We start from the raw sequence: 21,289 nt of genomic DNA, 5'->3' as shown, positions 1-21,289 counted from the left end.
GGTTGAGATCAGCTCGGTGAACCGCCGGATGCGAGGCCCGCATGTCCGGTGGTGTGAGAGGAGGGCCGGGCGACCCGGCCCTCCTACTCGATTCCCTGCATCCTGCCCGCGCTGATCCGCGCGGCTGTGGCCACCCGTCCCAGGCGCGGGCATGTGTCACTCCAGCCGGACGGCATGGACCGGCGTGGGATGACGCAACTGGATGGTGGCCGCGGTCGCCAGAGCAGGGCCGACCACACCGGCGTGGCCGCCGATGACGATGCGTGCCTCGTCCAGCGTGCTCAGGTGCGCGTCGATCGTGGCACGGAGGCCGACCACCTCTACCTCGAATCGGTCCTGTGCGTGCTGGTGCACCACGTACGTCTCCGCGCCGGCCTTGCCCTCCCATACCCCGGGGACGGTCTCGGCGAGATCGACGAGGGTACGGACCTGGTCCAGTGGGCTCTGCGCAACCGGGTGCTCGTCGTCGACGTGTTCCTCGAATGCCCTCCGAGCCAAGACCGCGAAGCGGAACCTGCCCACTTCGCCGCACTCGGGGCATTCCAGAATCAGCCGGTCGTCGCCTGCCTCCTTCGACTCACTGATCGTCGGCCGCAGGCCGTTCACCGCGGGTTCCGGCGCTGCGCGTTGACGTGGCCGTCGGCTCACCTGGCCCGCTCCTCTCCCGGCGCTGGTTCGCCTCGCATTGTTGCATCGCCCCCGGTGAGACCACCGGCCTCAGCAGGACGCTCTCCCCTCTCCCGGGAGCACCGACGTATCTCGGCATCCTGCGCCGACGAAACGCCTCGGACAGTCACTTGAAATGTCGACATTGACTAAACGTTTTGGACGGCTCGGGAGATGTATAGGTATGAGAGAAGACATCGCAGGAGTCCCGTCCCCCGACGAAGCGTCGAAGCAGGAAGTGACAATCGAGGAGGTCCTGGCGCAACTCGACCGCGTGGGCTGCGAGGCGCCCGGCGGCGAGTTCGACTTCGACGAGGAAGGGCTGGCCAGGCTGTGCGCATGGATGGAGGCCGACGACCCCGCTGATGGCGACAGCATCCGCCCCGGGGACCTGACCCTGGAGTGACGCGCCGGCTGACGAGGATTCACGGACGGTGGGGGTAACCCGCGCCGGGTGGGGCCCTGACCATGGTTCGAGCCCCAGCGCCGATGAAGCCATGGCTCTCCGGGAGGCACCCATTGAGTGCTTGGGAAACCATGGTCGCCAGTCTGGCGTATTCGCAGGTCGCTTCAGATTCGTCAGTGCCCCTCCCGGAAGGCCTTGCCGCCGAAGAAGGCGGCGGCCGTGCCCCATGCTGAGTCCGCCGGGCTGGAGATCCTCACCGTGATGCGGCGCTCCGCCTCGGCTTTGTGACGTACCGCGACCAGAAGGAACCTACGCGATGCCCGCAGTCGTCAAGCGCAGTGCCCGCGCCATCCTCCTCGATGGTGACGAACTTGTCCTGATCAAGCGGACCAGGCCGGACCGGGCCCCGTACTGGGTGACGGTCGGCGGCGGTGTGGAGGCTGACGACGAGTCCATCGAAGCGGCTCTGCACCGCGAGGTGTTCGAGGAGCTCGGCGGCACGGTGGAGGATGCCGAACTCGTCTACTTGATCACCGACGAGCAGGATGGCGGTGGCATTGGTGTCCAGCACATCTTTGCCGCGCGCCTGGTGTCGATGGACCTGGCCGCGCGCACCGGCAGCGAGTTCGGCAAGCCGGAGCGGGGCGGCTACGAGGTGGTCCGGGTGCCGTTCACCGCTGCGGCGGTGCGTGAACTGGACCTGATGCCGCCCCAGTTGGGGGAGTTCATCGCCGCCAATACCGGGGCGATTGTCTCCGTCCTGGACACGCCGGTCCGTAAGGCGTGAGCACCGATGCCCACCGCGTGGCCGGGTGCCGGAATCCGGTCATTGTCCCTGCCCCCGCCCCTGTGGTCTGCCTACCGGATGCGCGGTGTCTGCTGCTGGGGATGCTGCTGGTGCACGTGGTGTTCCGCAGGCTCCGGCTGGACGGAGGCCGCGGCTGGACGGTCGGTTGCCCGCCGCGCGATGCCCTGCTGAAGTTTGTCTGCCATGGCGCGGATCTCCGTCTCGCGTTCTGCGTACGGTGATGCCTCCTCCGCGCGGTGCGGGGCCTGTCCGGGGAGCAGGTCGCCGATCTCGCTGTAGCGGGCGCGGTAGGCGGGACCGGCGTCCTTCGGGTAGGCCGGCGAGATGGCGGCGTCCACCGGCGGGTCGAAGACGGCGCTGTGGGTGACCCACGGCCGCTGCGATGACCGCCAGGACATACCGGCCAACTGCACCTCGATACCGGGTGAGTCGACGAAGTGCACCCATGTGGCCTTCACGTCGTGCAGCGGCAACTCACGGTCTGCCAGCGGCAGGACGCGGAAGGCCATGTGGGTGGCCGGCTGCCGGGGTGCTGTCTCGAAGACCTGCTCGTGGACGAGGTCCTCGAACGCACTGTGCTCGGTAGTGCTCCAGGGCGCGTGGTGCGGCAGGCTCCCGTGCCCGATGTGGTCGAGCACGAGCCCGGCCCGCTCGGCGGCGTCGCGACTGCTGTCGTGCACGATGCGGTGCAGCCCGGGCGGAAGGAACAGCCGCACCCCGCCGTACAGCTCATCGAGCCCCGGATCGGGGCCCTGGACGTCGGGCTCATGGAAGTCAGGTGCGTACTGCCGGGCCTCCGCCTCCATCGACTCGCCGTACCGGTAGACCGCCTCCTTGTGGCCGTTCACCCCGTTGTACCGGTTCTGGTAGGCGTTGCGGGCTTTCTGGGCCGCGACGGTGAGGGGATCGAAGTAGTAGGCCCATTCGGCCGGGGGACGGTTGTGCACGTTGCGTTCGGGTGCGGGCTCGGTGTAGCCGTCCCACCACACCGTCCTCTCCGGGCTGCGCCCACCGTGGTTGATCCAGGCCGTGGGGTAGGCCGCGTAGAGCGCGTCCATCATCACCGAGGCCAGGTGCCGTTTTCGGTAGTCGGGCGACACATCAAGTCCCGCGACATCAACGGCCTGCCCGTCGGGGTGGACATAGAAGTCCAGGTGACCCGCGTACGAGCCCCCCACCAGTGCCATGATCCGCCGGCCCGACCACGCGCCGCCCCCGTCCACCTTCCAGTCGGTCAGCCACAGCGACACGCCCGCCGCGTCCAACCGAGCCTCGGCCCCGGCCACCGCCGCCTACTCCTGCGGCGCGGGCAGGCCCCAGGACGAGACCACGCGGAGGCTCTCCAGCCGGATCCGGGGCATGGCCTGAAGCGCCTGCGTCACGGACTCCTCCACCTCCTGCGCCGCCGTGCCTCCCGGCAGGCGTGGAAAGGCACCGCTCTCGGTCTCCAGTACCGCCTGCACCGTGACCGACACGCCGTGCTCGGGCGACGGCGGCCGAGGGGAGGGGTGGGTGACCACCTCTACGGTGCGCTCAACCCGCCCTCGATCGTCGGGCGTCGACGGGTCGTCGGAGATGACCTCGGCGCCGCTGCTCAGTAGGGCCGTCAACCGGTCGACCTCAGCGGGCAGACCGATCAGTCGCACCTGCGTGAAGGCCGGGCCCGGCGAGGGGGACTCTGCACTCACCACTGCTCCCTTGACAAAGACGGGCGGCCGGACCGCCCGGGTTGACCTGACTGGCGCCGCAGCCGGCGCGCCGCCAGTGTCGCAGGCACCGACACCTCTGAGATCAACAACAGTGCGGACCCCGGGTATCCACGGAATTGGAACGAGGCCTGGTTGCCCAGGGCCTGGGGCGGCGACAGTCGAGCGCGTCCCGCCCGGCGGAACGCGTCCGTCAGTCCAAGAGGCGGCGGACTTTCGGGGACCGCTCTCGAACGGATCTGCCGGGTTCTTTCCGTGCGGGCCCTGGGCTTCCGGCAGTTGCCGGTCCGGTCGCCGATGAGTGCACGTCGATGGCTCTGCGGGCGTGCCGCCGAGCGGACCCGCCCAGCCGCCCGGCAGCCTGTTCAGCCCGCCCTGCGGACCAGCGGCGGAACTCGCCTCCCACCTGTCGGGAAGGGAAGGTTATGTGGCGTTTTGTCACTGGCTTTCGTCGGCGCCTCCTGCTGAGATCAGCCTGCCCGACACAGCCGCGACCGGAAGGCAGCGATGCTCCGCACATCACCACCTGGACCGCCGTGTCCGGGGAGCGCGCCCCGACCAGGCCGTGCCCACCACGCCTTCATCCCCCGCGCTCGTAACGGCCGTCCCCGACCCGGGCAGGACGCGACTTCGCGACCAGCGGAGACCCCATGTCGCGTGCTATAGCCCCGCCCTCCGCCGCCTCAACGTCCCAGGCCCCAGCGGCAACGCGAGCGGCCCGCGCCGGGGCTTGGCCTGCTGCCGTCTGGGCCCTGCTGATAGGAACCTTCGCTGTCCGGGCCGCCGGGTTCGTCTACCCCTACCTCGCCTACCACCTCTCCGCGCGCGAGATCGCAGCCCAGAGGGTCACCCTGATCCTGGCGCTGTTCGGCGCCGGATGGCTCGCCGGCCAGCTCATGTGCGGTGCCCTTGCCGACCGCATCGGGCGCCGGGCCACCCTCGCCGGTGCCATGGCCACGGCCGCCGTCGCCTTCCCCGTCCTGGCGCAGAGCCACGCCGTCGTCTCTCTGGCGGCGGCGTCCTTCGTCGCCGGATTCGTCTACGACTCGCCGCGCCCGATCGTGTCCGCCGTCATCGCCGACACCGTGCCGGACGAGCCCACCCGGGCCCGCATCGCCGGATGGCGGCACTTCGCGACCAACCTCGGCGCCGCCACCACCGGAGCCGTCGGCGGAGCACTCGCGGCCCCGCTCGGCTTCCCCGCCCTCTTCCTCTTCAACGCCGCGGTGTGCGCCGCGTTCGCGGTCATCGCCTGGAGGATCGTTCCCCCGCGTGCACACCGGACCCACGCTGCCCCTCCGCCCGGGAGCTACTGGGCCGCCTTCAGCGACCTCCGGCTCATCCTGCTGTGGCTCGCGAGTGTCTGCGCCTTCGTGCCGGTCACCGCCCTTTACGCGGTCCTGCCCCTGATGATGACCGAGGACCACCTGCCCGCATCCGCCTACGGATGGTCCCAGGCCGCCGGTGCCGCCGCCGTGCTGATCCTCTCGCCCCTGATGAACGGCTGGCTGGCACGCCGCGCCTCCGGCCCGTCCCCCATGGTCGGCCTGCTCGCAGCGGGGGCCGTCGTGCTGGGCGCGGGGATGGGGACGGCCGGATTCGCCTCCACCTCCACGGGCTACGCCGCCGCCGTGGTCCTGGCCGTCCCGGGCGAGATCATCGCCTTCGTCGCCGCAGCCGACGTCCTCAACAGGATCTCCCCCACTAACTCCCGCGGCCTGTACGCCGGAATCTGGGGGACCACCCTGGCCACCGCCGTACTGCTGGCACCCCTGCTCGCGGGATGGTGCCTGGCCGTCGGCGGCCACCTCCTGGTCGCCCTGGCCCTGACCGGCTGCGGCCTGGCCGCTGCCGCTGCCTGCCTCCCGCTGAAGGCCCTGACGAGACCCGCCCCGCCCTCCCCGGCCACCTGACGTTCCTGGAGCCCTCCCATGCCCACCACACCCAAGCCCCTGCTCCTCCTCGGAGCCGGCGGACCCTCTCCCGCCTACCGCCGCGATCCCCTGGCGAGCATCGCCGCCGCCTACCCCGTCGTCCTCGCCGACGCGGACGCACCCGACTGGGCCCGCCCCTACCTGGCCGACCACATCGCCGTCGACCTCGCCGACACCGAAGCCACCGCAGCCGCAGTCAAGACGTACGCCGCGCACCACGACCTGAGCGGCGTGATGACCTACATGGAGCACCACGTCGTCACCACGGCCCTCCTCGCGCAGCAGCTGGGGATGCCCGGCGCCAGCCCCCAGGCCATGGAAGCCTGCCGGGACAAGGCGGCCACCCGCCGCCTCCTGGACCTGCACGAAGTGCCCTCCGCCCGCTCGGTGCTGGCCGACGACGCGGACACCGCCGTCGCCTGGGCCGAGGAACACGGCTTCCCCGTCATGGTCAAGCCCCGCGCCCAGGCGGGCAGCGCCGGCGTGATGCGGGCCGACACCCCCTCCGAGGTACGGGCCGCCTTCGACCGGGCCGGCCGCGAGACCGTCCTCGGCCTCGACGCCTACGGCCCCCAGGGGGTCCTGGTCGAGGAGTTCCTGGACGGCCCCGAAATCAGCGTGGAGACAGCCGTGTTCGGCCCGGGCGACAGCCGCATCATCGCCGTCACCCGCAAGCGGGTCGGACCGCCGCCCACCGCCCAGGAATACGGACACTGCGTCGACGCCCGCGATCCCCTGCTCACCGACCCCGAGCTGGCCCGCCTGATCACGGCCGCAGTCGACGCCGTCGGCGTCACCCGCGGAGCCCTGTGCATCGAGGTCATGCTCACCGCCCGGGGCCCGCGCATCGTCGAGATCAACGGACGGATCGGAGGCGACCTGCTGCACGTCCTGATCAGCGAGGCCCTCGGCCTGGACCTGGCCCGGATCGCCGCCGACATCGCCACCGGAACCCGCCCGCAGCTGCGCCCCACCCGCGACTTCAGCGCGGCGATTCAGTTCCTCTACCCGGACCGGTCCGGCACCGTGCAGCGCCTGGCCCTGCCCGGCCACCTCACCGAACTGAGCTGGGTGGAGCGGCTAGTGACCACCGCCGAGCCGGGAGACCTAGTGGCAGCCCCGCCGGCAGCCACCTACGGCGACCGCCTCGCGCACTGGATCGTGCGTGGCACCGGCCCCGCGCAGTGCACGGCACGCCTGAGCCAGATTGAAGACGCACTGGAACTGCTCATCGCCCCACCGGCCCGTACGACCGCCTGCAGCCGATAGAACCCCCACCCTGCTCCGCCGCACGTCCTGCTGCGTCCCGACCAGAAAGCGAAACTGCCCGCCATGCCCGCCCTCTTTGCCCCGCCCGGCCACGAGCAGCCCCGGGCGCACACCTCGGCCACCAGAAGCGATGCGCTCACCATCGGAGTACACCTGGGCGCCGCCGACTTCCACGCCCAGCCGTGGGACGCGCTCACCGACCCCGACGGCGGTTTCTACACCAGCCACCGCTGGATCCGGTCGCTGGAGCTCGTGCACGGCGCCCAGCCGGTCCTCGCGGCGGCGGCCGAAGGTCGGCTCAGCGGAGTGCTGCCGACCTGGACGAGCACGGGCAGCGACACCGGCGGTCTGTTCAGTCTGCCCGAGATGACCCGGGGGCTGATCGCGGCACCGAGCCGGAAGGTGCTGTGGCTGGGGCCCCGCCGCGCCACGGCCGCCGCGATCACCTGCGCGCGCGGCGCCGCACGGACGCGGACCCTGGCGGCGCTGATGGAGACGGCCCGCCGGTTCGCGGCCGACCAGCACCTCGCGGGCGCCGTGTGGCCCTACCTCAGCGGTGCGCAGGCACTGGAGGCCGCCGCCTGCCACCCCCTCGCCCAGGCCGTCCTGCACACGGCGGACACGGCGGTGACCGTCCCCAGGGACGGCATGCGCGCAATCGAAGACGCCGCCAGGAGCAAGGACCGCCGGCAATGGCGCCGCGAACGCTCCTTGTTCACCCGGTCCGGCACGGTGGAATGGACCACCCTCACCGCCGATACCTGCACCCGCATCGCGCCGCTGCTGGCCGCCACCCGGGACAAATACGCGGCCCCGGGCGGGACTTCACTGATGCTCCGCACGCTGACGGCTCAACTCGCCTCAGGAGTCGCCCGGCAGACAGCAGTGGCGCTCGCCCGCACCCGGGACGACGACACCGTCCGGGCGGCCGCCGTCTTCTACCGCCACGGCACCACCCTGTACGGGCGCTACTGGGGCACGGACGGGAAGGCACCGCCCTACTCCTACTTCAACCTGACGCTCTACGAGGCGGTCGATTGGGCAGCCCGCCACGGCCTGCGCCGCCTGCATCTCTCCGTGCCCGCCACCGCGGCCAAGCGCTCCCGGGGCGCGCAGACCGACCCGCTGGCCCTCGTCTACCTTCCCGCCACACCCGACGCCCGGATCGACACCCGCGTCCTGCACCGGCACAACCGGCGAACGGCACAGGAATGGAATCCGAGCGCCGACAGTGAGGCCTGGACCCGGTGGACCTTGAGAGGGATGTGATGACGCTCTACCTCGCCTACAGCTTCGAGACCACCGACCACGCGCACATGTACCCGGCCGACTTCTGGTCCTGGATGGCCGACCGAAACCTGTGGTTCTACAGCGGCCTGGACATGGTCCTCGCCACCAACTGGCGCATCCAGATCCAGCCCGCAAGCCTGCTCATCCACCACGAGGTCGCCTTCGCCGACGAAACCGGCCTGGCCGCATACCGGGCCGCCCTGGCGGCAAAAGGCCGCGACCCGGCATGGGAGCAGCGGCGACGCGAACAGGACCTCTGGTACCGCATCGTTGCGCGGTCCGTCCAGACCTCCCCGCCCGCCCCCATGACCCTCCCACGCCACTCGGGCACGACCCCGACGCAGACCCAGCAGGCCGCCTGAGACCCGAGCCCCACTACCGCACCATCAGGTGCTGCCCGGCGTCCGGCATGCACTCACCAGCGCATCGACGCGTGCGCCGGCAGGCAGCGCACCCAGGTCGACGCCACCCACCGCGACCGCGCCAACCGAAGCTGTCCGACCGGGCGTTCCACGTTCGGCCCTGCACGGCCCTGCCCGTCGATCCCGCCTGGCGGAACACCAGCAGCGATCACCGTGCCGAGACGCGGCACACCGCCCCGGCAGGCGGCATTCCGAGAGGCGGAAGACCGCAGGCTCCTTGGACTACCTGCGGCCGCGCCCGACACACACGGCCGTGAAGAGACCCTTCCACGGGTGGCACACCGCCCAACCGGTCTCCACCGGCGGCTGACGCAGGGCGATGTCACATCCGTAGACGATCCAGGAGCACGCAGATGTCCGTACTCGCCGGCCACGTCACCGCAACCGACGACGTTCTCGCCTTCGTCCGGCGCCCGCCGATAGCCCTGCCGGAGCGGCTCGCCCAGGCAAGAAAGCTGCTCTCCGAGCCCCGCGTCCAACCCTTCCTCGAGGAAGCCGTCCATGCACCGGAGCTGCGCCAGGGCGTCCTGGACCTCGCCCGGGTCGACGTCCAGGACGCTCCCGACAACGCCTGCGCCACACGCGCCGAACAGTGGATGCTCACCGCACAGGCCACCTGGCAGGAGTCGGCGGCGTTTCTCGCAGACATCGCCTGGCAGGCCCGGCGGGACGGCCGCCGCCTGGCGGACGAAGTCTCCCGGGAGACGTCCCACGCAGTCGACCCCATCACGGCGCGCACCCGGCTCCACCTCCTCGGGCTAGCCCTGCGCTACGACTTCCGCCGGGCCGCACTGGAGGAGGCGATGCTCGCCCACCGCGGACCGTGGGACGTCTACAGTCGCGCCCTGTTCGCCTTCGCCCTGCTCGGACAGTCCAAAGCGCGCGGCCTGGAGCTGATGGACGAAGTCCTGGCCGCCGCAGACGACGACACGAAGGTGCTCCACACCTTGCTGCACGGCCTGTGGCTCGGCGACGCCGTCCCCGGCCGGCTGGAGCACATGATGAGCATCCTCACCCGCCCGCCGTTCCGCGGGCGGACGGACGCCGTGGCCCTGTTCCGGGAAGCCGGGATCCTGCGCGAGACGCGGTGCTTCGGCGAAGCACTGACCACGATCGACCGTGCTTTGGAGATGCTGCCGCCCGGCGACCCCGGCGTCCACGACGACCTGGTCCGGGAGCGGGCCCTGATCATCACCGCCCGCGACATGTACGACCTGGTGCGATCTGGGCCGAACTGAGCCACCATGCGGTACTGAAATGTTCGATGCGGTCCGACACGGTGATCATCAGAATCTCAACGACGGTTGCCCCGCGACACGCCGAAAAGTGTCTACCCAGGTAGACATTCTATGTGGGGGTGGATAACTTCAGAGCGTCATGGTGGCGATATGAAGCGTGAGGTCCGATGGTTCTGAGTATCGAGCAGGTCCATCCAGCGGAAACCGTCCGTGATCTGGACGAGGCCCCGCTCGTCCGGCACAGCATCCTGCCGCTTCCCCGGCAGTGGGGCGATCTCACCTTCGAGCTCCGCAATCACATCGAGGGCTGGATCACCGTCATCCGGGGCTCACAGACCACCGATACCGGCCATCCGCTGCTCCTGGCCGACGGGTGGATCTCGCCGCCGCGCGAATTCGGAGCAACGGCTGTCCTCCATTCCGGCCTTGAGCAAGCGGAGATCGCTCTCGGCCGCGCCCTGGCCGACGCCGTCACCGTGGCGGCGTGCACCACGAAGAGCTGGGACGACAACAACCGGATCGCTGTCGCACAGGAGCCGGGCACCAGCCGATGGACGGCGGCCTGGCTGCACAACGGCGTTCCCGGCTTCACCGGGCACGACTCCTGGAAAGCCGCACAGACCGACGCGGCAAAGCAGCTCGACGCGATGGCCGGCAGCTTCATCGTGACGGGCGACACCTACACCGCGGCGATCGCCAGCGCGCACCTGCGGCGCTGCGCGAACCAAGTCCGTGACCAGGTCCTCACTGCGGAGCTGGGCGACGTGATCCGCTCGCACAAGGAGGACATGCAGAACGAGCGGCGCGTCACGAAGATCGCCGATGGCCTCGGGGTGCAACGCCCCTTCCTCTACCGGGTCTTCAAGGGCACGGAGTGGGTGCAGTGAACCGCATCGATGCGGAACGCCGACCGCTTCCTGCGTCCGACCGGGACCGTCGTATCTGCCGCCACGACCGCTTTGCCGTACAACGACCAGCCACCCAGACGGAGATCGCATGCAACAGGCACTGAGCACGATCGTCGACCTCATGGAGGAAGACCGTCGGGCACGTGACACCTTCGCATCCGTCCAGGGGCTGGTGGCCGAGTTGACCGGGGCGGTGTGCGTCGGCGAATGGAGCAAGGCGCAACAGGTGACCCTCGACCTCCAGCACCTGTTCGGCCACCTCGCAGAGATCGGCCAGCCGGGCTTCGACTCCCACGTGTTCCCCAACCCGTCCTGGGAGACCCGCCTCCTGAGCGCCCTGGACGCCCTGGGCTATACGGCAGAAGATGTCGAGCACCTCCGTGCCTCGATCACGGCGCCCGAGGCGGACCCCGCGACCATCCGGCGCGAAGTCCTCCGCGTGGAACTGACGGCCTATGCCCGAAGGGCGGCGGGACGCAACCACCTGATCCTCGAATCCCTCGGCGCCGGTATCAGCGAAGCCGAGACCTCCCGCCTGTCTCGCGTCGCCCGTGGAACGGTGCGGGCGGTACGAGGCAAGGCCAACAGCGACGGGCCCGACCAGGAGGCCGCCCCCACCACCACGCCGCCGCAGCCGCTGCCCGGACAACGCGTACCGCTCGTACCGCCGACACTGTTTCTGGCACCGGCCGGCGCTCCATCGACGTGACCCACCAGGCCCTCGGAGACGTAGGCCAGGCTCATCCGGACAGCATCCTCGTCAACCAGCGCGAGAGCGCACGGCTTTCGCCCACGCCGCCGGGCACGCCCGCGTAAAGTAGGCGGCGTCATCGGCCCAAGAGGGACACCCAACTCACATGTGTTCCTTTGGAGTGCCCGATGCCATCCAGATCTGCACCTTGCACGCGGCTGACACCCGCGCTCGTCGCCGAACTCCGTACAGACATCGCCGATGGACGCGCGACGATCGCCGACTTGGCTCAGCGCCTTGGGGTTCGCTGGCGTACGGTGGAGAGCGCCGCGTACGGCTGGACCTGGAGATCGGTCACCGACCCGCCACCGCTCGCCCCGCCTGAGCCCCGGGACGCTCCGCCGCCGACGTTCGCCCGTCTCACGCCCGAGCTCGTGGCGGACATGCGCCGTCAGTACCGAGCCGGCCATGTCAGTTTCGGCCAGCTCGCACGCCTCCACCGTGTAGGTGAGAGCACCGTCCGCAGCGCCGTGCTCGGCCACACCTGGCGTGCCGTAGCCGAGCCGCCGGCTGAGCGGGCCGACGTCGGCGGTTGGACTGTGGTGTCGGAGGACGAGGAGCGGGAGATCCAACGGCGTCGGGCCGCCGGAGACTCCTTCAGGTCGATCGCGGCCGCCCTTGGCCACAACGTCGCCGTTGTCCATCGAGCTCACGGCCGGATGGCCGGCCAGGGAGCCGGGTGAGGAACACGGTCTCCGGGAGTCCCGCACACCTGGCCCCGGCGGGGAACCGACGAAACCCGCCTACCTGCAGGTTCTCTCGGACTCGATGGTCGGATATCCCTTGGCTGGGCAGCATTCCCGCAGCGAAGGGCTCGATCTGTCAGAGTAGGCGCATGGCGACCACCGACCGCCCCCATCGACTGGGCTTCGCAGGCATCCCGGCTCTCGGCGCTGGCCTTCTCGCCGTCGTTGTGTGTGCGGTGATGGGGGCCGGCCCCTCTCCGTGGACCTGGATGGCTGCTGCTGCAGGTGGGGTGTGGGGGTACTGGTACTCCGGGCAATGGTCCACGACTGCTAAGCGATAGAACCGAGCCCGCTCGTCGCGTTCCGTCACCTTGAGCGGCACATTTCGCGGTTCCCCCCCCGGCTGTCTTGGGTACTCCGAGCCTCTTCGGGCCCCGTACCTCCTGGGCTCGGGACACAAGGGGTTCCTCGGAGGATTCCGCCGTGCTCGCAGTGAGTGTCACAGAGTCCGTGAGCGGGGAAGGCGCCCGGCCTATGCCTACAGGCGGCCGCTTCCCGCAGGGGTTACCCGATCCGGGTCAGGCTGGATGCGGGAGTGGGAAGCCGGGCAGGTATCGGTCCAACTCGTCCTGCGAGGCGTCGGGTTCAAGGATCAGGCGGCCGTGGTCGCTCGGGGTAAGCCGCTGATCAGCGAGCTCCCACACCAGGGTCTCGACACCATGGCCGGTCCGCTTGCGCAGGCCCAGCACTCCCTTGGCCCCGGCCAGACACGAGGCGGCCAGCAGCGTCGACAGGCGCCGGTGGTCCCGCTCGCCCTCCCGGCCGCGGCAGGGAAGGCTCAGCGCGAACGAGCCCAGGAGCAGGCCACCCCCGGCCTTTGCCACCAGGATTACTTCGTCTCCGTCCGCGGTCTGCTCCAGTACCGCGTCAAGAACTGCCGACGCGAAGCTACGAGCCCAGGCACGCGCTTGCTCACCGAACTGATCCACGGCGGCGCGGAGGATGGCGTTGCACCGGGCCATCATCATGACGGCGTCCCGCTCCAGAACCATGATGTGCAGGAGCATCTCCGACGGCTCGCCGAGAAAGACCACCAGATCATTCTCAGGGACCTCTTGGGCCGCGTACGCGGCGAACGCCTCTGGCGACCGCACCGACAGACCGGCCGTCTGGCAGAAGCGGGTGAAGTCCTCCACGATGAGGGGGCGCAGCAGCGGGCGTCCGCCCTCCGCGAGGCACTTGTTCGTTCGGGCCCACGCTTCGGACCAGTACGCGGCGAAAGAGTCACCTTGGCGGGCCTGTGCCGGAATGGCCTCGTAGTCGCGTTCGTTGACCGCGACCACCATCGTGGGGCGTGCCATGGATTGTGCGGGGCGCCTGCGGCGCTGCTTGTTCGCCTTCTCGCGTCCCATGGAAAGACCCTACCCGGGGTACGGCGCGGGCCATCTCAGGATCATCCGCGCAGGCCCTGCGAGGACAGCACGCGGAACCGCACAGGCGATCACCCCCATAGCGGCGCAGCGGCTGCCGCTGACACGGGAAGCCGGGTGCCGGCCCAACCTGGTCGATTCTCGGCTCGCGGAAGGCCATTCCTCCACGAGATCCTGTCTAGCACCCTCGGTGGACCTCACCATCTCAACTTCTGGAACGCGCCGATACTCGCTACACTCTGGCTTCGGCCGAACACATTGGCCTAAGCCCGCTGCGGCCCATGACCGTAGCGATGTGGCAAAGGTGCCCGGGGTCTCAACCCGGCTCAGTCGCACCAACCGGGGCCATTGGCCCGATTTCCGCATGCTGCCTCGACCGCGCGTCGGGTCATGGGACCGTACGCACGGAGACGAGCTGTTTCATGCCGAAGGACCACGCACGCAAGGACGCCAACCGGCGTCGGCGTCGCCGGACCGCAGCCTCCTACACCAGCGTCAACGCGAAAACTCTGCACCGACACCCCACAGTCGAGTCACCTATCCGGCTTGCCGAGTTGAGCACCACCCGCGAAAGTGCCGAACTGGCCGCCCATCTCCTCGCCGCCCGCGCCGCACAGTGCGCACCATGCCAGACATCGCTGACTGCGGCGCTTCAGCACACCGACGCGGCACTGCTCGACGCCCTCGACCACCAACAGCGCGACCGCTCGGAGCCTCAGCCCTGGGACGGCTCGCAACAGCCGGCACCACCCGACGCCGCCACCGAGTTCCTGCACCGGCGACTGGCCGAGGCACTCGAAGAGAGCGGAGGCGATCGAGATGCGGCCCGCGCCGCGCTGGAACGCACGAAGACGGTGATCGCCGACGCCATGCGTCTGCTCCAGCTCACACGCGTCGGAGCCCGCCTCCCCCTGATCTGCTACCCGCCGCTTCCGCACCTCTTCGACCGTGCCCACCAGCCGGCTGACGGATCGCTTGTGTGGCAGCGACCGAAGCGTGAGCAGCACTGGCAGCAGCAACTGCCGCCCGGCCAGCACGAGGTGGCCGTCCTCGATGTCAACGCCCCCTACCTTGCTGCTCTGAACACCGCACTGCCCCTGAGCACATCCACCGTGATCGTGGAGGGCCCGCACCGTTACGACCGCCGCCGCACGGTCATGGCCCAGATCACCGCGCCCGCCTGGCCCCACAACGGCTTGCCCAGCCCGCTCGGCCGCGCAGCTCTGGAGGACACCGGCCCCATGTGGGTCCCGGCCGCGGTGCTGCGCGCCTACGAGCACGCGGCGGCGGCTGGACTGTGCAAGAGACCGCAGATCCATGCAGTGTGCGAGGGATCGATGACCGACGTACTTTTGCGCGGGTTCGCTCGTGTCCTGAGGCAGGCCCGCCGTACTGCACTCGATACGCAGGACGAGGTGCTGCTCGCCTACGTCCGGGCCATCTACATGAAGTTCATCGCCACGATGGGCCACTCACACCTCAACAGGGAGCTCGACCGGCCCGACTGGCAGTTGCTCATCTGGCAGCAAGCCGACACCATCCGTTGGATGACGGCTCTGAAGGCCCACCGCGCCGGTCTCACCATCGTCCGCTTCGACTCCGAGGGACTGCATGTGATCGGTGACTGGCGCACGGTCCTCGCATCCGGCGACGATGCAGGCCGGGTACGGCTGGTGCGCCACTACCTGGCAAACTTCGCAGACCAGGACGGGGAGAACCCGCCGAACAACACACCACCGGGCCGACCCGGCTGACGCGGGGATGCCGCTCCCGGGGCAGACCGAGCGACGGTCACCGCTGCGGTTCTCGTGGGTCCGCTGTCGGGGTGGATTTCCTCGGGGCCGGGGGCGGCTCCCGGGTGGAGTGCCGCTTTGCCGGGGGTGCCGTGTGTTCCGTCCGACCGCCGCGGTGCCCCCGGTTCCGGTTCGCTAGACGCGTGGCCTGCACCCGGAGCTCCTCGGGCACGCGCAGACCTTCGATCCGGCTCCGATGACTCGTCACTGCGCCAGGCGCAATGGCCAGCGCTGCGGGCGCCGCCGGGGACGTGAGCTGCCGTCCGCCCCAGCGGCGTGCCGTGCCCGGCACGCCGCTTCGCGGTCTGCCTCGGCTGGCGCTATGCCGCCGCCCACCGTCCGGCCGATCGGGCGCCTGTCGTCTCATCGGGTGGGCTCGTCTCGGGCCGTCGCTGCCCTGCACGGACTGAGCAGCCCTCACTGAAGGCCGCGATCCCGCTCCACGCCCAGTCGACGCCCGCCGTCACGAGTGCACCAGCATCCTGAAACCGCGGCGTGGCGGCGCTGGGAAGGGAGTGTAGGTGCCGACGGACTCGTCCGAGTGCTCTTCTGTCGTTCATCCTTCGTGGGCACCCGTGACGTGCAGGCTTGCCCGCGAGACAACGTCGTGCTGGGGAGGCCTTCGGTGGTCGATGCGGACATTCTTGAAGAGCTGGAGGAGATCGCCGGCATGAGGGCGATCATGTGTGTGGAAGGGCCAGATGCGCTCCAGTACACCGGGGCTGTGACCCGGGCCGTGACGCGGTTGCCCGAAGGAGCGCCGGAAGTGGTGTGGGTCGACGTCAAGGCACCGCGAGACCGCACCGCAGCGGTGGAGGCCCTCTACGCCGCGCTGCACCTGGACGCCGTCCACGGCCCGCGGCCGCGCCGCCTGGCGGATGCCGAGAAACTGATCGTCGCCGAACTGACGCGCACTCCGCGCCTCATGGTGATCCTCGGGGCCCACGAACTGCGGGCCGTGGCGCTGGAGATGCTCTACGGAATGTGGGCGCATCTGGTGCCCGGGAAGTTCGCGTGGGTACTGGCGGGCCAAAGCGGGAAGCTGGAGAAGGTTCTGGCGCGCCCGGCCCTGGAGAGCCTGAAGTCCTGTGTCTTCCTGCGCTATCGCGTTCCTGAGCCTGCGTGACGGATGGGAGCGTGAACGTCCAGCCTGCCCCAGTTGCCCGACTCACGGCAGACGGCGACCACTACTCTGACCAGGTGACCACTGTGCTCCCCGAGGCCGAGCAGCTGCCCGCCGACCCGTCATTGATCCACCTCACCTACCACCATCAACACTCCGTCGAAGCATTCGAGTTCGACGACACACTAGAGGTCTGGAAGGTGAAGGCCCTGATCGACGCGGACGTCCTGGCCGAGGACATGGCCGCCTACAGCGACGTCGACCAGGAGACGCTGGACGCACTCCAGGACATCGCCGTGGGGACGATGTCGTTCGTACGGGTGCGGATGCACGGCCCTGAGGATCCGTTCGAAGCGATGGACTCCTACACCGGCGACGTTTCCCGTATCGGCGAGACGGTTCTGAATGTCGGCACGGGGGAGTGGGACGCCGCCTTCGAAGAGGCACTGGCCCATCCTGTCGGGGACCTGCTCGTCATGGACCGGGTCATCTTGGAACCCGAGTGGCGCGGCTTCGGCCTGGGCCCAGTCCTGGCCGGCGCAGCCATCCGTCGTCTGTCGCAGGAGTGCGTGGCAGTCGCCTGCGAACCCGGCTCAGCGGACGGTCGCCAACTGACCGAAACCCAGCACCGCGAGGCCGCTGCCAAGCTCGCGGGCACCTGGTCACGCATCGGGTTCGAGCCCTTTGCCGACGGCGTGCACATCCTGGACTGCCACCTGCAACGGCCCCACGACCTCATGGCCGAACGAAGGAGCGAGTTCAGCGAGCTGTGCCGCGCCTGGCGCGCCCGCCACCGCCCGCTTCCATGATTGCGCCCTCGCCTCCCGCCCTTCTCTGCGGGTCCCTGCAGCAGGACTGCTGGTGACGGGCCAGTGCCGCGCTCGGGAGCCAGCGCATGATGAGCAGGCGGGGCCCGCGCCGGTCATGCTCAGAGCTGGGGTGCCCACGTATCGGGAAGATGATCTACGAGGTCGAAGCTGCAGTCCGCCGTGTGCTCGACCTCTGACCTGCAAGGCGTCAAGAAGTGAGCGTGACCTCCAGAATAGCTGACACGCTCATGGCCGCGCCCTGGCGCTACGGTGGCCGGCATGGACGACGTGACACCGCCGACTGCGGATTCCCCCGGCCCGGAGCCTGATCTCGAGCCGGTGGATGGGGCGTTGGCCGCGTCGCTGATGGAGCAGGGCGAGGTCGGGGCCCGGGCGCTGGGACTGCTGCGGGACGCGTACCGGATGCTGGAAGACGGGGACTACGAGCGGTCAGCGGAGATCGCCGAATCGTGCGTGCGCAATGCGGTCGACGCGCTGCTGAGCCTGCCGGGCTCCCAGGGCACACGGACGCCCCGCGGACTGCAGAGTGCGGGCCGCGATCTACTGACAGCGCTGGACGCCTACCGTCCCGCAGACGAGCCCGCAGCCGGGGAGGGCAGGAGAAAACGCCCCTCCCGTGACCCGCAGGCGGCCCTGAGGCGCGTCCGTGAGGCGGCCGAGGCGCTGCGCGCCGAACTGGAGCGGCCGGGCGGCTATCACCGGCGCCGGGCGATGGGTGTCGCCGAGCGGTTGATGGGCCAGCGTCTGGGCGCGGCCCAGGAAAGCGCCCTGGATGCGTGGGGTGAGCTCTACGGCGGAGCGTCGGGCGTCCTGCACGGCGGCCCTTCCAGCCAGGCCCGCGTCCGCTACCGGCAGGTGCTGGCACTGGCGCGCGAGGTGTTCGTGCCACTGCCCGGGCGCGCCGCGCAGGTTCTGGAGCTGACCAGCCGCCAGGACCCGACGCCCGAGGACGCCGAGAGGATTTCCGGGTGGGCGGACCCGCGCGCGGTGAGGTATTTCTTCCTGTCCCGCCCGGCCGCCGCATGGCTGGCTCTGCTGGATGAGGTCTTGCTGCTGCCCGACACCACCAGCCCGCAGGGCCACTGGCCCGCCGCCCCGTACCTCGACCATCTCACCGAGATCGCCCCCCAGCAGGCGCGGGCGTGGCTCGCCGAGCACGCCGAACGGGTGGCCGCGGCGGGCCCGGAGGCCGCCGGGGCGCTGCTGCGCCTGGCCGCACGCCCCGGCATCGGTCTGAACCCTCAGGTGCGCACGCTGGTGACCGGCCTGACCCGGGCGGGGCGCGAGCCCGAAGCGGCGGACGGCTGGATGCTGCGGCTGGCCGCCGACTGGGCGCGCGACACCCCGCGGGCAGGCCGCGACGAGGACTGGATCCGCACCGTGGAGATGCTGCTGCTCGCCGTCGTGCGTGCCGAGCACGACACCGATCAGGAGATCCGGGCCGCCGCCGAGGCCGGGGAGGCGTCCGACACCGACGTCGAGGAGCGCATCACTCGGCTGTCCGTCGGCCGACTGCCCGCCTATGAGGCCGCCCTGCTGCTCGTCGCCCTGCTCCGCACCGCCCACCCTCCGTCCCACCGCTCCGGTGAGGAGCAGGCGCATCCGCAGCTGCCGGTGATCCGGACCGTCCTCGCGGCCCTGCTGCAAGCCGATGTGCAACGCACCGACCCGGCCGTCCGGCACGCCGTCATCTTCCACCGGGACCTCGACGCGGTCGCGCTGGAACACCCGGAGGCGTTCTTCGGCCCGCTGCTGGCGCGCGCGGTCCTCGACCTGGCGGCCGCCGACGCCCGCGCCGGTGTACCGCTGGGGGAGCGCACCGAAGCCCTGATCCGCCACGTAGGGAAGGCGGACGAACGACTGCGCGACCGTCTGCTGGCCGCCCACCTCCAGCAGCTCCCGTCCGGCGCCGCCCCGGCACAGGACGCCGATGCCTGGTGGGACAGGGCTGCCGAGCTGCTTCCCGCACTGCTGGCCCACCGCCCGACGCCGGAGGGCGCCCGTCTGGCCGACCACCTGCGCACCCACTGCCCGCCCGAGACGGCATCGCGCCTTCACACACAGATGGCCGCAGCCTTCGGCACCCCGCCCGGCCCCGGGGAACTCGCCGCCTACAACCCCGCCCCGGCCAGTCGGCCACCGCGGGTGTGGCTGCGGGTATGGCACTGGTCCCCTGTGCTCCCCGAACCCCTCCTCGCCCTGTGGGAGCCGGTGCTGACCCTGCTGCGCCGCGCCAAGCCGTCCGGCCCGCCCGACCCGCGCACCAACGGCCCCCTCGTCGAGATCTCAGACCAGGCACCGCCCGCCGTGAGCGAGACACAGGCGCAGGCCATCGCCACCGAACACGGCCCAGCGGCAGCCGCCGCCGCTCTGGCCGCCGCATCCGACGCGGGCGATTCGCGGTACCTGATGGTGCTGCGGACCCTGATCGAGAAGGACCCGGCGGCCTGGACCACGACACCGGCCGACCTCACCGCAACGCTCGCCCTGCCTCAACTGCGCGCCTTCTACCTGGCCGTCGCCGCCGAGCAAACCCGCCGCCACGACGCCTTCCCCGGCCATGCTCTGGCCGAAGCGGTCGCCGCGGCTCTCGCCGAACACCGCGACGCCGCCCCCGCTGACCTGGTCACGGAAGAAGGCACCGCAGCCGACACCGACGACGACCACACCCCCGCGGCCCGCCTGGTCGAACAGGCCCTGTTCGACCTGCTGATCACCGCCTGGCGTACCGACACCAACCTCGGCGACAACCTCCCGGCCGTCCTGGACCACCTCTACGAGTTGACCGCACCCCTGACCATCCCATCCGACGGCAACACCGACGACATCCCGCCCGGCACGCTCCCGGCCGACTTCGTCGGCACCGACCCAGCTGGCCGCGCTGTGCACTGCCTCCTGGAACACGCCCGCCACCACCACCGCACAACAGGCGAGGGCCTGCCAACCAGGCTTCTCGACCACCTCACCGTGATCACCGAAGCGACCGGCGAACAGCCCAGAACCGCCGCCGCACTCGGGCCCTACCTGCCGCTGCTGCACCAACGGGCCCGCGACTGGATCCATGGCCACCGCGCCGTCCTGCTGGCCCTTCCGGCCGACGGCACCCCCTCCGCCGCCTCCGCCTGGCTGCGCTGGGGCCTCACCCACCCGCCGCTGCTCGCCGACCTCGACCGCGCCGAGCTACTGCACCGGCTGCGCAGCGGCACCCCGCCGGAAGCCGCTTCCCATGTGGCCCTCGCCCTCCTGAACGACCAACCCTTCCTCGGCGACCCGGCCACCCTCTTCGCCGAACTCGCCGCTGTAGAAGGAGGAACGGCCGCGGCATCCCGCCTGCTGGAACTCCTCGCCCACTACACAACCCGAGCCGCCACCGCCCCCGTCACCAGCGCCGCGGTGCAACTGTGGCGCGCGGCCCTGGCCGCCGGCCTCCCCGAAGGTGCCCTGGCGGGTGCAGGCACCTTCGCCCTCACCGGCATCGACGACGCCACCTGGCTTGACCTCACCCTCGCCTCCGCCCGCGACACCCCCGCCCTGCGCGACACCGACCACATCGCCGAGCGCACCGCCCACCACTCCAACAAACCCGAAGCCGCGCAGCTCGCTGCCCTCCTCATCGCCCGCCCCAGCTCCGACCCATGGCGGGACGCAACCGTCCGTGAACACGCCCGCAGCCTCCTGGCCGCGATCGGCCAACGCCCGACCAACCCTCAACTGGAATACGCGACACAGGAATTGCGCGATGCCCTGATCACCGCAGGGGACATCGACGCCCACCAGCTGTAGGCGCCTGGCCCCGGACCGGGCGGCACGATGATCTTCTACGGGGCAGACCAGCTCAGGGCATGCCCATCGCCGCGACTCGACAAGAACGAGAAGTCCGATAGCGAGGGCAGGGACGCTGTGCCCAACGCCCCGGTCCGGGCGGGCGAGGTATCTAGTGTCGCGTGCTTGAAATCTATTTACGCTTGATCTTGTCGAGGATCTGGTCGGCGGTCTTGGTCCAGGTGAACGGCTTGCAGCGGGTGTTGT

The 21,289-nt window shown here is 70.4% G+C and carries 18 protein-coding genes; 14 read left to right on the top strand and 4 right to left on the bottom strand.

What is annotated here, in order from left to right:
- Positions 1-156 precede the first annotated feature (156 nt).
- Positions 157-648: a hypothetical protein gene (locus ACIBEI_RS49045; protein ID WP_398897996.1), complete on the bottom strand. Its 492-nt coding sequence runs from the start codon at positions 646-648 to the stop codon at positions 157-159.
- A 202-nt stretch (positions 649-850) separates the two neighbouring features.
- Between ACIBEI_RS49045 and ACIBEI_RS49040 the strand changes: the two genes are divergently transcribed.
- Both ACIBEI_RS49040 and ACIBEI_RS49035 read left to right on the top strand, forming a co-directional pair.
- Positions 851-1,072, top strand: a complete 222-nt coding sequence (locus ACIBEI_RS49040) for a hypothetical protein (protein ID WP_398897994.1) — start codon at positions 851-853, stop codon at positions 1,070-1,072.
- A gap of 316 nt (positions 1,073-1,388) precedes the next feature.
- A complete protein-coding gene (locus ACIBEI_RS49035; RefSeq protein WP_398897993.1) occupies positions 1,389-1,859 on the top strand; it encodes an NUDIX domain-containing protein in 471 nt (156 codons plus the stop codon).
- Between the two features lie 71 nt (positions 1,860-1,930).
- Here ACIBEI_RS49035 and ACIBEI_RS49030 read toward each other — a convergent pair whose 3' ends face one another.
- Both ACIBEI_RS49030 and ACIBEI_RS49025 read right to left on the bottom strand, forming a co-directional pair.
- Entirely contained in the window at positions 1,931-3,166 is a 1,236-nt protein-coding gene (locus ACIBEI_RS49030) for a hypothetical protein (protein WP_398897991.1), read from the bottom strand.
- 6 nt (positions 3,167-3,172) lie between these two features.
- Positions 3,173-3,568 (bottom strand): hypothetical protein, encoded by a 396-nt coding sequence (locus ACIBEI_RS49025; RefSeq protein ID WP_398897990.1) that lies wholly within the window; start codon positions 3,566-3,568, stop codon positions 3,173-3,175.
- A gap of 668 nt (positions 3,569-4,236) precedes the next feature.
- Between ACIBEI_RS49025 and ACIBEI_RS49020 the strand changes: the two genes are divergently transcribed.
- From ACIBEI_RS49020 to ACIBEI_RS48985, 8 genes are all read left to right on the top strand, one after another.
- Complete coding sequence (locus ACIBEI_RS49020) at positions 4,237-5,499, top strand: MFS transporter (RefSeq protein ID WP_398897988.1); 1,263 nt, start codon at positions 4,237-4,239, stop codon at positions 5,497-5,499.
- An 18-nt stretch (positions 5,500-5,517) separates the two neighbouring features.
- Positions 5,518-6,789 (top strand): ATP-grasp domain-containing protein, encoded by a 1,272-nt coding sequence (locus ACIBEI_RS49015; protein ID WP_398897986.1) that lies wholly within the window; start codon positions 5,518-5,520, stop codon positions 6,787-6,789.
- 63 nt (positions 6,790-6,852) lie between these two features.
- Positions 6,853-8,058: a GNAT family N-acetyltransferase gene (locus ACIBEI_RS49010; RefSeq protein WP_398897984.1), complete on the top strand. Its 1,206-nt coding sequence runs from the start codon at positions 6,853-6,855 to the stop codon at positions 8,056-8,058.
- Positions 8,058-8,441, top strand: coding sequence for a hypothetical protein (locus ACIBEI_RS49005; RefSeq protein ID WP_398897982.1), 384 nt, complete (start codon positions 8,058-8,060; stop codon positions 8,439-8,441). Before ACIBEI_RS49010 ends, ACIBEI_RS49005 begins: the two co-directional genes overlap by 1 nt.
- Before the next feature lie 413 nt (positions 8,442-8,854).
- Entirely contained in the window at positions 8,855-9,739 is an 885-nt protein-coding gene (locus ACIBEI_RS49000) for a hypothetical protein (RefSeq protein WP_398897981.1), read from the top strand.
- A gap of 167 nt (positions 9,740-9,906) precedes the next feature.
- Positions 9,907-10,626, top strand: coding sequence for a hypothetical protein (locus ACIBEI_RS48995; protein ID WP_398897980.1), 720 nt, complete (start codon positions 9,907-9,909; stop codon positions 10,624-10,626).
- Positions 10,627-10,735: 109 nt separating this feature from the next.
- Positions 10,736-11,356 (top strand): hypothetical protein, encoded by a 621-nt coding sequence (locus ACIBEI_RS48990; RefSeq protein ID WP_398897979.1) that lies wholly within the window; start codon positions 10,736-10,738, stop codon positions 11,354-11,356.
- A 170-nt stretch (positions 11,357-11,526) separates the two neighbouring features.
- Positions 11,527-12,081 (top strand): hypothetical protein, encoded by a 555-nt coding sequence (locus ACIBEI_RS48985; protein WP_398897977.1) that lies wholly within the window; start codon positions 11,527-11,529, stop codon positions 12,079-12,081.
- A 581-nt stretch (positions 12,082-12,662) separates the two neighbouring features.
- On the opposite strand, the gene ACIBEI_RS48980 is transcribed toward ACIBEI_RS48985, so the two are convergent.
- The gene (locus ACIBEI_RS48980) at positions 12,663-13,496 is read right to left on the bottom strand and encodes a hypothetical protein (protein ID WP_398897975.1); all 834 of its coding nucleotides are present in this window, start codon (positions 13,494-13,496) and stop codon (positions 12,663-12,665) included.
- 440 nt (positions 13,497-13,936) lie between these two features.
- Here ACIBEI_RS48980 and ACIBEI_RS48975 point away from each other — a divergent pair, with 440 nt between their 5' ends.
- The 4 genes from ACIBEI_RS48975 to ACIBEI_RS48960 all read left to right on the top strand — a co-directional run bounded on the left by ACIBEI_RS48975 (position 13,937) and on the right by ACIBEI_RS48960 (position 21,043).
- A complete protein-coding gene (locus ACIBEI_RS48975; protein ID WP_398897974.1) occupies positions 13,937-15,268 on the top strand; it encodes a hypothetical protein in 1,332 nt (443 codons plus the stop codon).
- A gap of 664 nt (positions 15,269-15,932) precedes the next feature.
- A complete protein-coding gene (locus ACIBEI_RS48970) occupies positions 15,933-16,433 on the top strand; it encodes a hypothetical protein (RefSeq protein WP_398897973.1) in 501 nt (166 codons plus the stop codon).
- Between the two features lie 74 nt (positions 16,434-16,507).
- Complete coding sequence (locus ACIBEI_RS48965) at positions 16,508-17,239, top strand: hypothetical protein (RefSeq protein WP_398897971.1); 732 nt, start codon at positions 16,508-16,510, stop codon at positions 17,237-17,239.
- A gap of 279 nt (positions 17,240-17,518) precedes the next feature.
- Positions 17,519-21,043 carry a hypothetical protein gene (locus ACIBEI_RS48960; protein ID WP_398897970.1) on the top strand — a complete coding sequence of 1,175 codons (3,525 nt, stop codon included), beginning with the start codon at positions 17,519-17,521 and terminating at the stop codon, positions 21,041-21,043.
- Positions 21,044-21,289: the final 246 nt, after the last annotated feature.

The sequence above is a fragment of the Streptomyces sp. NPDC050988 genome (genome assembly GCF_044456225.1).
GTDB lineage: Bacteria > Actinomycetota > Actinomycetes > Streptomycetales > Streptomycetaceae > Streptomyces.
The sequence above is the reverse complement of the archived record's forward strand: the minus strand, read 5'-3'. Positions and strand labels throughout refer to the sequence as shown.

Bases quoted from the DNA above. Each gene is read 5' to 3' on its own strand.
- ACIBEI_RS49040 (WP_398897994.1), top strand. From the start codon at position 851: ATGAGAGAAGACATCGCAGGAGTCCCGTCCCCCGACGAAGCGTCGAAG.
- ACIBEI_RS49035 (WP_398897993.1), top strand. From the start codon at position 1,389: ATGCCCGCAGTCGTCAAGCGCAGTGCCCGCGCCATCCTCCTCGATGGT.
- ACIBEI_RS49020 (WP_398897988.1), top strand. From the start codon at position 4,237: ATGTCGCGTGCTATAGCCCCGCCCTCCGCCGCCTCAACGTCCCAGGCC.
- ACIBEI_RS49015 (WP_398897986.1), top strand. From the start codon at position 5,518: ATGCCCACCACACCCAAGCCCCTGCTCCTCCTCGGAGCCGGCGGACCC.
- ACIBEI_RS49010 (WP_398897984.1), top strand. From the start codon at position 6,853: ATGCCCGCCCTCTTTGCCCCGCCCGGCCACGAGCAGCCCCGGGCGCAC.
- ACIBEI_RS49005 (WP_398897982.1), top strand. From the start codon at position 8,058: ATGACGCTCTACCTCGCCTACAGCTTCGAGACCACCGACCACGCGCAC.
- ACIBEI_RS49000 (WP_398897981.1), top strand. From the start codon at position 8,855: ATGTCCGTACTCGCCGGCCACGTCACCGCAACCGACGACGTTCTCGCC.
- ACIBEI_RS48995 (WP_398897980.1), top strand. From the start codon at position 9,907: ATGGTTCTGAGTATCGAGCAGGTCCATCCAGCGGAAACCGTCCGTGAT.
- ACIBEI_RS48990 (WP_398897979.1), top strand. From the start codon at position 10,736: ATGCAACAGGCACTGAGCACGATCGTCGACCTCATGGAGGAAGACCGT.
- ACIBEI_RS48985 (WP_398897977.1), top strand. From the start codon at position 11,527: ATGCCATCCAGATCTGCACCTTGCACGCGGCTGACACCCGCGCTCGTC.
- ACIBEI_RS48980 (WP_398897975.1), bottom strand. From the start codon at position 13,496: ATGGGACGCGAGAAGGCGAACAAGCAGCGCCGCAGGCGCCCCGCACAA.
- ACIBEI_RS48975 (WP_398897974.1), top strand. From the start codon at position 13,937: ATGCCGAAGGACCACGCACGCAAGGACGCCAACCGGCGTCGGCGTCGC.
- ACIBEI_RS48960 (WP_398897970.1), top strand. From the start codon at position 17,519: ATGGACGACGTGACACCGCCGACTGCGGATTCCCCCGGCCCGGAGCCT.